Origin of the sequence: Enterococcus raffinosus (genome assembly GCF_018917525.1) — a bacterium.
Taxonomy (GTDB): Bacteria; Bacillota; Bacilli; order Lactobacillales; family Enterococcaceae; genus Enterococcus_A; species Enterococcus_A raffinosus_A.
The window spans coordinates 97,178-111,329 of record NZ_JAHLOS010000007.1; the positions used below are offsets into that span (position 1 = coordinate 97,178).

The 14,152-nt window shown below is 34.8% G+C and carries 13 protein-coding genes; all 13 read right to left on the reverse strand.

Features of this window, described 5'->3' with window-relative positions; translation table 11 throughout:
• Positions 1 to 8 precede the first annotated feature (8 nt).
• On the reverse strand, positions 9 to 794 hold the full coding sequence (locus tag KQI58_RS07125) for a YveK family protein (protein ID WP_216407769.1): 786 nt from the start codon (positions 792 to 794) through the stop codon (positions 9 to 11).
• 14 nt (positions 795 to 808) lie between these two features.
• On the reverse strand, positions 809 to 1,654 hold the full coding sequence (locus KQI58_RS07130) for a hypothetical protein (protein WP_216407771.1): 846 nt from the start codon (positions 1,652 to 1,654) through the stop codon (positions 809 to 811).
• 48 nt (positions 1,655 to 1,702) lie between these two features.
• Entirely contained in the window at positions 1,703 to 2,353 is a 651-nt protein-coding gene (locus KQI58_RS07135) for a class D sortase (RefSeq protein ID WP_216407773.1), read from the reverse strand.
• Between the two features lie 25 nt (positions 2,354 to 2,378).
• Positions 2,379 to 2,972 (reverse strand): hypothetical protein, encoded by a 594-nt coding sequence (locus KQI58_RS07140; protein WP_216407775.1) that lies wholly within the window; start codon positions 2,970 to 2,972, stop codon positions 2,379 to 2,381.
• A 399-nt stretch (positions 2,973 to 3,371) separates the two neighbouring features.
• Entirely contained in the window at positions 3,372 to 4,325 is a 954-nt protein-coding gene (locus KQI58_RS07145) for an LCP family glycopolymer transferase (protein WP_216407777.1), read from the reverse strand.
• Between the two features lie 44 nt (positions 4,326 to 4,369).
• Entirely contained in the window at positions 4,370 to 5,200 is an 831-nt protein-coding gene (locus KQI58_RS07150) for an SDR family NAD(P)-dependent oxidoreductase (protein ID WP_216407779.1), read from the reverse strand.
• A 9-nt stretch (positions 5,201 to 5,209) separates the two neighbouring features.
• On the reverse strand, positions 5,210 to 7,000 hold the full coding sequence (locus KQI58_RS07155; RefSeq protein ID WP_216407781.1) for a thiamine pyrophosphate-binding protein: 1,791 nt from the start codon (positions 6,998 to 7,000) through the stop codon (positions 5,210 to 5,212).
• Between the two features lie 22 nt (positions 7,001 to 7,022).
• Positions 7,023 to 8,537 carry a lipopolysaccharide biosynthesis protein gene (locus KQI58_RS07160; protein ID WP_216407783.1) on the reverse strand — a complete coding sequence of 505 codons (1,515 nt, stop codon included), beginning with the start codon at positions 8,535 to 8,537 and terminating at the stop codon, positions 7,023 to 7,025.
• Positions 8,537 to 9,724 (reverse strand): polysaccharide pyruvyl transferase family protein, encoded by a 1,188-nt coding sequence (locus tag KQI58_RS07165; RefSeq protein WP_253295821.1) that lies wholly within the window; start codon positions 9,722 to 9,724, stop codon positions 8,537 to 8,539. Before KQI58_RS07165 ends, KQI58_RS07160 begins: the two co-directional genes overlap by 1 nt.
• Positions 9,696 to 10,994, reverse strand: coding sequence for an O-antigen ligase family protein (locus tag KQI58_RS07170; RefSeq protein ID WP_216407785.1), 1,299 nt, complete (start codon positions 10,992 to 10,994; stop codon positions 9,696 to 9,698). The genes KQI58_RS07165 and KQI58_RS07170 overlap by 29 nt, the downstream gene beginning before the upstream one ends.
• A 38-nt stretch (positions 10,995 to 11,032) precedes the next feature.
• Positions 11,033 to 12,121, reverse strand: coding sequence for a glycosyltransferase family 4 protein (locus tag KQI58_RS07175; protein ID WP_216407786.1), 1,089 nt, complete (start codon positions 12,119 to 12,121; stop codon positions 11,033 to 11,035).
• A gap of 110 nt (positions 12,122 to 12,231) precedes the next feature.
• Positions 12,232 to 13,410 carry a beta 1-4 rhamnosyltransferase Cps2T gene (cps2T, locus tag KQI58_RS07180; protein WP_216407787.1) on the reverse strand — a complete coding sequence of 393 codons (1,179 nt, stop codon included), beginning with the start codon at positions 13,408 to 13,410 and terminating at the stop codon, positions 12,232 to 12,234.
• An 11-nt stretch (positions 13,411 to 13,421) separates the two neighbouring features.
• A complete protein-coding gene (locus KQI58_RS07185; RefSeq protein ID WP_216407788.1) occupies positions 13,422 to 14,138 on the reverse strand; it encodes a sugar transferase in 717 nt (238 codons plus the stop codon).
• Between the last annotated feature and the right edge of the window lie 14 nt (positions 14,139 to 14,152).

Sequence of the window (14,152 nt, forward strand, 5' to 3'; positions counted from 1 at the left end):
ATCGTTTTCTACACACGCTTGCGTTTCCGTGAACTGACTGTGCGAGCCCCTTTCCTCTGAGTCTCTTCCGGTGTTTTTACAATCACGCCGCGGTTTTCGAACAGATCCTTTTTACTGATTTCAGATACCTGCCCTAAAATCGGCAGCCCTAATGATTCAGCAATAAACCGATCATCTTTGACCGTTTTATCCAGCAATTCGATCAAGAACGCTAATCCGATACCAAGCATCATCCCTACGACTGCACCGATCAGTAGATTCAGTTTGTTATTAGGAAAGATCGCTTTTGATGGAACGACGCCCTTTGAAGTGATCGTCACCTTGCTAACCTCCAGTACATCTTCCGCCTTTTGCTTGAAAATCCCTGCGGTCACGTTAGCGATCGTCGCTGCCTTTCGCGGCTCAGGAGATTTCGCGATAATGCGGAACATTTGAGAATTTTGCGCTTGTTCCACTTCGATGATATCCTTCAGCTCGTTATTACTGTAGGTGTATTGATATTCCTTTTGCAGCTCCTTTTGAACCGCATCAATCACGATATCGCCCTTGATCATATCTTTATATGTATTGATTAACAGCACATTCCCATTGATATCATTTTGCAGATTGGTCGCCGTTCCCTCGGCCTGCTTATTTTGTACGATCAGCTGCGCCGCTGAATCATAAATCGGAGTGAGCATGAAAAAGGTGACCCCAGCTGCCAGACCAATGCCAGCGATCGTGGTCATGATGATCAATAATGCCTTCTTCTTTAAAATTTGAATTAATTCTACTATGCTGATTGTCTCTTCCATCACTTTTCCCCTCACTAACGAACCTTAAGTATTTTCTTACGACGAAACCGTTCACTGATAAGCACCAATAGAATCGCCAGAACCGTCGAACTCAGTCCCGCAAAAACAAAACTCAGATCAAACGCCGTAATATATTGCGTCACAAAACGATACAAGCCTTCAGACATAATTCCTAGTCGATTGATCACACCGCTAAAATAAATCGCTGCTGGCAAGACGATTAACATCAGCCCCGCGCCAAAAAAGACAATACTGCTCCAGCGCATGCGTTGATGCTTCATTTTGACCATCATGATTAATCCTAGAAAAATAAACAATGCGGCGACTGCCACCAAAATCAAAATCAGATTTAACGAAGAACGAAAGCTCATGACCTTCTTCCCATACTCCAATAAATACGGAATCTCAATATAGGAGGAATAATTCTTGGTTGCACTCTCCGCTAAATTACTCAAATTCGTGCGTGTCGCGCCATCGATCGTGTAATTCTTCTGTTCCGCATACTGATCGACATTTTTGAGAATATTTTCTTTAATCAGATTCTCCCCTTGAAGCTCAAAAGGGACCTCCTGATAAATACTCCGAATATAATTCTCAACATTCGAAGAAACCGCCTCTTTTGGAACAACATCCGCCAAGACTTCAGGTGGAATATTACTCCCCCGACCTAAGTCTTGAATACTTTCCGTCATATCCTTTCTGATCGTCTCAACATAGCCCGTCCGGCGAACCTGTTGGATCATAAAGTTCTGATTGAACAATGTCATGCGAATACACACCAAAGCCAACGTCGCAAAAAGAAGCAAGGACCCTATAAAGGCCAAAATCCATCGGGGAATAGTTCGTTTTAAATGATTCATTGTCGTTGCTTCCTCCTTGTTCTGCGATCGTTTTTTTGATAATTACCATTACTCATTGCCATTGATCATCGACCCAGAGACAAATTCTCCGATGGCAAATAACCGTTCGTTGGTTAATCCCAAGCTATCGATTGGATAACAGGTATAAATAATGATCCGCCGATCATTGCGCTGATAGATCATGTCATTGATCTCTTTATCCTTTTTATCTCGTACTTCAATTTGATTGATGCGATAAACATAATTTCCGTAGGTTGTTTGAAGAGTAATCTCATCGCCAACCTGTGCCGCGCCCAGTTTTCCAAAGTCATCGACGTTGTGTCCGCCGATCAACGATGTTCCCAGTTCTCCAGGATAAACAGAACCCATAAATTGTCCCGCGCCTTCACGCAAAATTTCTTCGGTATCTCCAAAATACAAAGGAACATTCAATTGCAGTTTTTCTATCTTCACTTTCCCATACAGCTGTCCACCCACCGGATAATCAATCTTACTCGATGGCAGTTCATTTTTCGCATTCGTTGCGATCTTTTTATTGTCCACAGCCGTAAATGACTGTTTCGTAGGCTCAAAGTTAGGGGTATCCGTCAATAAAAACAGTTGGATAGAAGAAGTGACAAATTGTATGACAGGTTTTCCTATTACATAAATCAAAGAATAGCCGATAACCAGAAAGATGATTGGAGCGACTAAAGTCACTCCAACCCTCTTCAAGCTTGAAGACCTAGGCAAACTTTTTACGTCCCACTACAAATGCACCTGCTGCAACGAGTAGTAAGCTTGCGAAGGAAATCGCACTAGACAAATAGGTCACGCCTGTCTGCTTCACAGCACCACCTGATGTGTAAACAGTGTTGCCTGAGCTTGTTGAACCGGCTGAACCAGAGCCTGGCTGAGTAATAGAATAGCCTCCAGGGTAGAAGGTAATTGTCAGCCCAAGTGTATTCGCCGCTTTGGTGATCATATCCTTCAATTGGTTCTTAGTGTTCAGCGGCAACGCCTTAATCAACGCTTCGATCGAATGGATGTTTGATACATCAAGACCTGACGCTTCAACTAAAGCACGAGCACTCTGAATCTGTTCAACCACCACATTCACCTTATCCGCAGACACATCATTCTGCTTCAAGAAGTTCTCTGCCTGCGCACGTTCAGATGCGCCAATATTGAACGTCTTTCCGCCCACAGTTACACCTTTGTCCAGTTCCGACAAAATTCTTTGCTCATCCGCAGTAATCGCACCATCCGCTTGAGCACTAGGCCCCACAAATAAAATCACCGCAATGAGTGCAATGAACCCACTTACAATTTTCTTCATCTACATACCTCCTTTACTAAAAAATGGCAAACAAAAAAATCATCGAAAATAATATTTTTCGATGATACAAGTATACTTTTTATCATTTTAAAAGACAATACATTTTATTTTTTATTTACAAGCAAAGAAAATGCAATTTGATTAACAAGAAAATATTAATAACATACAATAAATTATTTATCTATCGCTAGAATGCCAATCACCTCGTTGAAAAATTATAAAAGCCGGAAAGTTAACTTTCCGGCTTCTTAACAAGCAGTTACAAATATCAAAATAGTCTTTCTACAATTAAATAAAAGATTAGCCGATTTTTCTTTTTGAGAGCCCTATCTTTTTACCGATTTCGCCCCCAGACAACATCCGACTTCACTTTCTGGTTTCGAAGCTCTAAACTAAGGTCTATTTTAATTGTGCTTTCAATTCATCCTGCACACGCTTCAACTCGGTAGGATCAACTCGCTGATAAGATACACCATCTTGCATAAATCCTTCGCCCTTCATCTGATCGGATTTGATATTGCCAAAGGCTGCGCGATAGTCTCCCATCAAATTCCGCATATCAGTGAAACTCAAATCCGTTTTCACGTTCTCACCCATTGTTGTCAAAATCGATTGATAGTTGGTCAACCCATTCGTACTTAAAACCTTTTTCGAGACACCAGTAATAATCTGGCGCTGCCGTTCCTGCCGACCATAGTCCCCATTCGGATCATCGTAGCGCATGCGAGAATACTTCAGAGCTAGTTCCCCGTCAAGCCGCTGAGAACCTTTAGGAAAAGTGGTGCCTTCATACGTAAATTCAAAAGGATTATTGACCTCGATCCCACCAACAGCATCCACTAAGGCTTCAATACCTTCCATATTGATTGTGATGTAATGATTGATCGGAATATCCAATAATTTCTCCACAGTATCCATCGACATCGCAGCGCCGCCAAAAGCATAAGCATGATTGATCTTGTCCTGCGTATTATGTCCAACGATCTCCGCATACGTATCACGCGGCAAGCTAATTAATAACGATTCACTCGTCGACGGATTCACCGTCGCCACCATCATTGTATCCGAACGCCCCTGCTCCGTTCGTCCCAGTGCGCCAGTATCCACTCCCAAAAGTAAAATACTAAAAGGCTCCTGCTCAGACAGATTCACCTGCCGCTTTTCAGATCCGCTTCGCTTCACCGTCTCATAGGCACCATCCGCCGTAGACTTTACATCATGATACATTTTTGCACCGACACCAACAATTACCAGAATGATCGTTAGCAAGAGTCCTAACAATGTTAAGAAAATCTTCTTTGATCGGCTAGTACGTTTGACACCTTGACGCTTACGTTTTTTTCTATCAGACATTTTATCTACCCTCATTTTTTGACATTTACTATTCAATAAAATTATTATCTATCTTCAAATTGAAATATACCATTTCCGCCAGTTAGGTGAACGTTAGTTCCGACAGCATATTGTCCAATAGACGAAACCATGTAAACTGCCCACTCTCCAATTTCAATGGGTGTAATTAATCGTCCAGTAGGGTTATCAATGCTTTCCATAGAATCAGATTCCGACAACCCCTGCATGCTTGAAAAAACTGGACCAGGAGCTATTGAATTTACTACAATACCATAAGAAATTAAGAATTGAGCCATTCCAACTGTTGCTGAATCTAAAGCCCTTTTCGAAATTTGATATGGAGTCCAGCCAGGCTTTAAACCACTCCCGGAAGATATATTTAAAATATTTCCTTTTATACCCTTTTCTATCCAAACATTTGAAACCATTTGACTTAAAAAAAAGGTACCTTTTAAATTTGTATCTATAACGTCATCCCAAGTTTTTTCAGAAACATGTCCGAATTGTTCCCTAGTAAGTAGTCCAGCACTATTAACAAGAATATCAATCTTATAATTAGATATTTTTAATAACTTGGGTATCTGCTCCTCCATTATTTTAATATTTGTAATGTCCATCTGAAAATAGTGACAGCTATTCCCAAGTCTAGCTGACTCTTTTTTTAGCTTATCAGTATTTCTACCTATCAAATAAACAGTAGCACCACTTTCTATAAAAGCGGAAGCGATAGCTTGCCCTATCGCTCCCGTACCACCAGTAATTATAGCAGTTCTACCTTTCAATAAATCATCCTTAGTTGACTCTTTTATAATAGGTATTTTTTGTTTTTGTCTCATTGATAAGAAAAGGTTTTTCATTTTTTTTAGGCTACTCATCTCTATCTCCTATCTCTTAAGACTTCTTCTTATTTTTTTTAAACTCTCCTTTGGTAAAATCCGTTCAGAATAATTATACGCCTTTCCCTTTAAAGAATATTCTTTATCTAATCCAACCATCTTCTCTAAAGAATCAGACTCATCTTCCGGATTTGTGAAAACTTCTAAAATCACGGGAGCATCACTGCTTGAATCCATGAATTTAGGCAATATATTTAAATATTCATCTTTAGAACTAGCTGAGTAATAGTTGAATCCTATAGTAGTTGACCATGCCTGTGCTAACGACGATTTCTTATCATTCAAATTAAATTTTTGTCTAAAATGACCTCCTGCAGCAATAAATTGATCAGATTGCTCTCCAAACTGCGATCCTATATGAGAAGAATTCCTGAACTCAGTTCCTGTCCCATTATTAATTAATAGTATTCTTAGATTTTTCCCTAGATGTCTATTTCCTAAACTATTTACATCATAAAAAAAAGCTAGGTCTCCTAAAACAACAAAATATAACTTATTCTCATTAACTAAAGATGCACCCAGTGTAGTCGAAATTAATCCATCTATACCAAAGCCTCCAACATTAGACTCAACTTGGATGGATGAATCTATGGGATAAAAATTCCAATTTCTTAGTGAATTCAAAATACCTAAATTTACAAAAGAATTTTTGGGGATTTTTGGTATAGTATTTTGTGCAATCCATGAATTAGCAAACGGCAGCTCTGGGATTGAATTACGTAGTGAAGATATATATTGGTTCCAAGTTTCAAAAAAAGAAATATCCTTACTTTCGTAATCTTCTTTAATATATTTGCTAAAAAAAGCATTCTCATTCATTTCAAATACATATCTAAGTCTCTTGAAAGTATCTCTCAATTCACCATCTTCTGAAACTCTCCAAACTGGGCCATTACTTTTATTGAAAGTATCCATACTAGAGTAATCGCCAGTGACCTCACCAAGATGAATGGTCATTGTGGGTGCATAGTTAGAGAAGTTAGCGTGCTTTCTAGTTAAATTTACACCACCTAATGAAGAATTCAAAAGATACTTCCCATTATATCCAGCTGTTCTATCCCCAAAAACCGCTCCATTGTATTGCTCACAAAATTTATCAAGCAACAGTTCCTCTTCCTTAGTAAATTTTTTATGTCTACCAATAAATATACCAACTTTAGAATTTACAGGAATTTGAGGTAAGTTTTGACTATGAGAAAAAAATCTTTCAACAAAATTGACTTTAGGAAGCTGTTTAGTGGTGAATGTTGCCATATAATTTGTATTCAAATTAATATGGACAGGTCCGCCTTCATGTCTAGTCATTTCCAGAAGGGCTCTATTCACCTGGTGATTTACAAACCAGTAATCCTGTGAAGAATTAACTATTGGAAGATTAACTGATAACTTCATAACATCATTTGGCAACTGACTCCTATCGATATTTTGAGGTTTCAAATTTCCTACATCCTGTAAATCATTAAGCGATGTTAACGCGATTACAGGAATCTTACTGTAATAAGCCTCAGTAAGACCTGGCAAATAATTTCTGGATGCCGTTGCACCTGTGCATGTCAATACAACAGGTTTTCCACTTTCCCTAGCTAACCCACAGGCCATGTAAGCTGCCGATCTTTCATCCACTGAAGAATATACGGTGAAAAAAGGATCGTTTTGTACACTTCCCACAATCGGTATATTGGTTGTCCCTGGGGAGGCAATAACTTGATTAACTCCATGTTTCTTCAGAAGTGCTATTACTATTTGAGCATTTTTTTCATCTGTATAATGTTTCTCCACTAGTATCTCTCCCTAAACTAAATTATCTCTTTATATGATTAATCAAATTTTTAACATTACTTAATTCCGAATCAGTAGCACTTATTCGTAAATAAATAGCTATGTACAGTATCGAATAAATTAATCCCAACAAAATAAAAATCCATATATTAATATTTTTCATAAAATTAGATAATGTAAAAACAATACTTGTAGATATCACAAAGGGGACAAAAACACTTATGATATTCTTCCAGAAAATTTTCATATCCAACCCCATTTTTTTCTGATAATACCAGTTCATTGCAACCCCATTTGCACATACCGTAGCAATTGTATAACCGAAAATCGATCCTACTAATCCTAGTTTAATTACTGATAATACAGTCACACCAATATTAATTAATGCAAAAATTGAGTAGATGATTGACCTAAAATAATGCTTATTCATAGCTCTTTGTATTTCAATACCTACATTTTGGCTGAGTGGTACTAATACGGGAAATATCATTAGTATCAAAAGATAGTAAGCTTGAATATTATCTTTTCCAGCCCAAGTGACGATAAAATACTTTCCTATCGCAATAAAACCACCCAAAATAAAGGTCAATAGAATTAGTTGCATTCGCCCTACTTTAATCATTAAATTCAATAAAGTTTTCTTTGTTGTACCAGAACTCACTAATTCATTAATATGAGGAACATATACTCCAGAAAGTCCTACAGATAGCATAAAAAAAAGATTTTTTATTTGTGATGCTACAGAATAGACTGCCACATCTTTAGCTCCAAGAAACATTCCAACAATGAAGCTAGGAACATTATTATTCACTAAATCTATTACTTGTGATAAAAATATAAAAAATGAGAATACAGATACTTCCTTAAGAAGATCTATTGGTATTGATTTAAAGCTAAAACGCATATTTAATTTGGTAATTGCAAAATTTGCATTCATTATTAGCAATAAAAATGTAGTCCCCGTTTGAGTGATTACAATTGCTTCAGAGCCTGCTCCAAAGATTATTAATGGAATACTGATTATTGGTACTAAAATAGTCTGGGCAACCTGCCTAGCTTGCTGAAATTTCAACTTTTCATTAGCTAAAATATTGCAGTCGAAGACAGTTGACGGAAATGTAAGAGCAATATTTAAGACTAGTATCCCCATTAGTACTTTTGTTTGATGAACTTGTTCTCCTGTAAACGAAGCACCAAAAAATTTTTTTGTATTTACGACTAGTATTGAACCTATCAAGAGACTCAAAAGTGCCATTCCTAAAAATAATAATAAATACATTCCATTTAAACTATTAATAGATTTTCTTTCTTTTGCGTTCTTAAACTTCATATAAAATCTAACGTACGAGCCCGAAAAACCCATAGACAGAACACTTAGACCCATGATAACAGAATTAGTCATCTGATAAATTCCATATTCAGATTGTCCAAGATATTTCAATAAAAACGGCGTGTAAAGAAAAACTATCAAATTTTTTATTATAATATTTGCATATGAAAGAACTACCGCAAATTTCCGTTCAGAACTCTTATCCATTACCAGTCCCCTTTATTGTCAAGAAAACTATCAAAATACTCTGCTGATTTTTCCCTTTCACTTAATAAAATTGATTCTACTCCAGAAAAATCAGTTTCTAGAACCTTCTCTAGATCCATGTTCTCTTTACTTGAGTTTTTAGTTAAGTTAAATTTTTCTAGTAATGTGTCTAATCTAGAATTCATATTACCTGTCATTCGCTCTAAAACTTGAAATGGTGTATTAAAAATAATCGAAAAAACAGCTCCATGGAAAGAGTCCGTTATAACAAGTTCTGCTCTATCAATTGCTTGAATAAATTGAATAACAGTAAGAATTTGACTATTATCATCAATTGAATCGCCCATTATCGAAATAATCTCATAATCATTTTTTTTAACAATTTCACTTAGCTCTTCTCTTTTTGATGCACTCATGCCTCGTAAAGTATATACCAAAACAAATTTTTTTGAAGGTAACCATTTTAGATCCTCTTGTAAAGACAATTCTCTCCACTCATGAGATGTCACCAACATTGTTGGATCAACGTGTACATGGGCAGTCTTGGTGGTTAATTTTTCAACGATATTTACACCTTGAATTTCTCGAACAGAAATTTTTCTCATACCGTTTAGATTCTCTTTAAAATATCTTTTGTCAGCTCTTAAAATCATTGACTTCCCAAAACTTGCCGCGTATGAAAATCTCTTTTCATAAGGAACAAAATCTAGAAAATATGTTGAGTCACTCATGGATGATTGATTCCAAACCTGATCACTTCCTGAAATAAAAACATCATATTGTGAGCCAATACTATTTAAATCTTCCTTCTCTACAATTCTTGTTTTCAATTTTTTTTCAGTAAATGGTTTTAACTTTGGAGATTTCAATTTTGCCATATCGATAAAATTTCTCCCGTATTCTCTTTTACGAAACATCAATTTAATTAAACTGGGAGATTGGCAGCATCTCATTGCGGCATCAAAAATTTTTCTATATTTACTTTTTCTAGAAAAAGAGATATCTAAGGTCTCAACTTTATATCCTCTGTTTTCAATAATTGTTTGTAAAGCATAATTTTGCAGTCTATTGCCATAATTAAAGTTCCCAGGTAAGGTTAAAATCGCAATTTTATTCATCTTTTCACCACTTTTTTCTTTGAAAATAACATTTTTATGTTTAACCGTTTTGCAAATTACTAATTTCATTATTTTTTTTGTCTTCGTCTTCTTTCTGAAGAAGACAAGAACCGATAATTCCGAATATCCCACCAGCTAAAGCTGAATATAATACGTGTCCCGCTATCATAGAGAAAGCAAAAATAATGATATATATAAAAGTATATAAAAAACCATTTTTTTTCTTTATTCCACAAATTAGCACGTAAACATAGAACCCTAATACAGAAAGAGAAACCAACGCTCCATACCAAATCAGAGTATCTATGAAATCCATTTCCATGATTGATTGTAATACAGTAGCATCAAATTGCTGATAATGCCCGTATCCAAAGAGAAAGTTTAAAAATCCATTCTCATTATTAAGGAATATGTCAGTAATGGCCGGGACTATTCGAAGATTTCTATTGCTTAATAGAAAATTGAATATATTTTCAGAACCATTAGTGATGTTATAATAATATTGAAACCTAAATACTATTTCATCAATGAAGTTTGAGAAAAATATTGATGCAAACACGCTCGCAAATAACGTAGCTAATAAAATTTTGACAATTGATTTCACACTCATTTTTTTTAATAAATAGACAACTCCTAATAATACTATACAAAATATGCTTGCTTTTGATCCAATTAACAGCATTGTTACACAGTTTAAAAGGAACAGAATAATAAACATTCTCTTTTTGTACATAGCACATTGCCAAAATGCAAATATTGTAATACTGATCATCAGAATATTGAGTTCATTATTTGAGTAATAAAATCCCTTGTATCCCCCTCCCAGAGCGTATGACGAGTAGCCTACATCAAATAGCATAGGAAGAATCAGTGTCAATGGTACAAGAATTGAAAAAAAAGTTAGCACCTTATCCACAATATCTTTACTCACAATTCCGTTATTCACGGCATTTGAAATCCCCAACGTATACAGTATAGGCAACAAAAGTTTTGTTGCATAAGTTATCTCATCCAAAAAGCCTCTTAGATCTCCATTTCTGAAATAATTTATACTCACTATGGTAAATAGAAAGAGAATGAACGTGTATAAAATAATTAAGTGTGACATTCTATTTTTTCTAATAATAAGAAAGAATAGAAAAACTATTGATACAAGGCGAAACATTATTCCAATTAGTGATCCTAAACCAGTATTAGACAGAAGGTTGTATCCATTAATCATATCGATAATAGGTATTAAACCTAGGAAAAGATAAAGGAAAATATTTAAAATTTTGGACTCTATATCCCTTGAACCAATATATTCAACTTTATTTTTTTTGATTTCACTTGATTCCAATCTATTACACCTACTTTCTTACTGAAAATCAATTTCACTTATTTAAAAACATCAATTAAATATTTTTTTTGATTAGAAACAGAGTATTCATGTGAAGTTTTAAATGCATTGGAGAGAAACGACTCTCTCTCAGTTTTACTCAGGTTCATAGCACGTATTATCGCCTCATATAGTACATCCGGGTCATTTTCATTAAAGCATATTCCATTTTTACCTGATTCCATATAAGAAGACGGACCAAATGAATTATTAGCAACAACTAAAGTACGTGTAGCCATTGCTTCAAGTCCTATCAAACCTAAACTTTCACTCTTTCTATTTGTTGGAAAACAAAATACATCAATACAGTTTAAAATAACATTAATTTCATTCTGTCCAAGTAAAGGATAATAATGAACCCGGCTGGATATACTTAACTCGTTTAATAGCGATAAAAAGGCAGTTTTATCGTTACCGTCCCCCACCACTACAATTTCGATATTTTTCGAAGGTTCTCGTTCTAATATTTTTTTATATGCTCTTAGAAAAGTATCCCAACCTTTATTTGCTTCAAGTCGACTAATAAAGCCTAGATAAAACTTACTATCATCAAGTTTCATTTTACTTATCGCTTCTTTTTTATCCATAGGATAAAAAATATTGTTATTTACACCACCAGAAGGAAAATCAACAATTTTTTCTTCTGAGATATGAAAATCATTAATAATTACATTAGTAAAGTACTGAGATGGCGAGATAATCATTTCTGAAACATTGAGGATTTTTTGTACAATTTTTCTATATTTTTCATCTTTCTTTGTTTCTGGAATAAGATCATTTCCGTGTACATTGACTACTATTTTTGATGAAGACAGTTTGTTTGCAAATAGTACAGGTACAGAGGATAATGAAGCAAAATGAACATAAATAAAATCATACTTACTAAAAACCATCATACAAATTGTTCTAATATAAAATGATGAGTACGATAATATTTTTTTGATAATTCCAACTTGTTTGTACATTACTGATCTATCAACTAGGAATCCATCTTCAATCAAAATATCTTCCGTATTTTTAACAAACACTCCATAGTGAGGATATTCACTGGATGGATACATATTTGAAACAATTAGAATCTTTTTCATATCACTTCGTCCTCAATCTTCATTAGTACTTTAGTCAACTATTAATAATAATGCATTCAAAATTATTTTCTTACTAAAATAAACAATTAGCCTGTCTAATTCTTATAAATCTACTTCTTCATGAAAAGAGACTCATACTCTTTAGAAATACCACCTAAAGAATATCTTTTTGAAATGATTTTAGTAGGATTAACATTTAATTCAAAATTGTGTTCTTCTAAATCATTAATTAATTTTGCTAAATTTCCACTATCTTTTCTCCAGTACAACACTTCATTTTCTCCAACTTCTTTATTGAAAGAAACATCTAGTAGCAAATTAGTTTTAGTGCTTGCCATTGCCTCTAATAGCGACGGGTTAGTCCCTCCCACTTCATGGCCGTGTAAATAAGCGTATGCATTTTCTCGAATAAATTTTAATAATTCTTGATCATAAACAGTTCCAACAAACTTTATTCTAACATCGTTATCAAAATTAGTTTCTTTTTTTAATTTTTCATAAAATTTATTTTCTTCCACATTTGTTATTAATACGAATTCTTTTTTCGAATTTGAAAGCATAAATTCTTTTATCATCATTTCATAATTGTTTTCCGGTACAAATCTCCCCACTACTAGATAATAATTATTGAATTGAATGTTCTTTTCTTTATACCATTTAATTACTGTTAAATCATTTTCACTCAAGTTGGTTTTTGCTAAATCAGTTCCATACGCAATGTAAGTTGTTTTGGGTTTGTATTCGTGATATGTATTGTTAATATATTTTTCAATGGCCTTACTATCACAGATTAACAAATCTGAATATTTTACCATTAACCGTTCAGAGTATTTCCAGTATCTACGCACGGGATAACTCCATTTTGCTCGCATCCATTCATGGCCATCAGGATTAACATACAGTTTTCCTTTTATTTTTTCGATCTTCTTTTTTATTCCACTTATAAAAGGACCAATTCGACATGCTAAAACGTAGAAAATTGGTTGATGATCTTGATTCATTTGTGCTAACTTAATTGCATAGTTTAAAGCTGCAATGTCGTAATATATTGCTCGAGCTGGCCCAATTTTCGGCACATCAATATTAAAGCACTTTGCGCCATTATGCTCAAAGTGCTTGTCAGTAATTCCTGATTTGGCTGAGTTTTCAGTCATGCACGCTACATGATATTGAATATTTTTTTCCATTTGATATTCGGTCAGCTTTTCAACAAACGTTTCAAAACCACCGTATTTTGCCGGAATCCCTTTTGAACCAATGATATAGACATGCTGCTTTTTATCTTTCACAAAAAAACTCCTTAATAAGCCCCACCTGGCTTAATCATTACTTTTATTGTTCTAATAATTAGAGAAATATCCATTCCAATACTTCGATTTTCTATATAATCTATATCAAAACCTACCATCTCATCAAAATGAACATCATTTCTTCCACTAACCTGCCATAACCCTGAACAACCTGGCTTAACAAGTAAACGCTGCATATCATATTGAGTATATTCTGCTACCTCTCGTTGTAGAGGCGGCCGTGGACCAATCAAACTCATATCCCCTTTAATAACATTGACTAACTGGGGCAGTTCATCCAAACTAGTTTTTCTGATAAATTTTCCAAATTCGGTAACTCTCGGGTCCTCTTTCATTTTGAACATAGCACCCTTAATCTCATTTTTATCAACCAATTCATCTAATTTTTTCTCAGCGTCTATGCACATTGAACGAAACTTATACATCGTAAATAGTTTTCCATTTCGACCAACACGTTTCTGTGAAAAGATTACTGGTGAATTCGGTTCATCCTTATGTATTTTATATGCAACCCAAAGCATAAGCGGAGAAATCAATACGATTCCGATCGTTCCAGCAACTATATCAATGAGTCGCTTAACAAAATCATACCCTTTTTGTTTTCGGATTTTTTCCTTATCAATCCAAATCAACTCTGACTGTTCTAATTCAGAGCTAGGTTTCTTTTTCAAAAAATTCACATCCCCAAAAGTCTTTTCACTTTTCATAATATGTTCCCCCA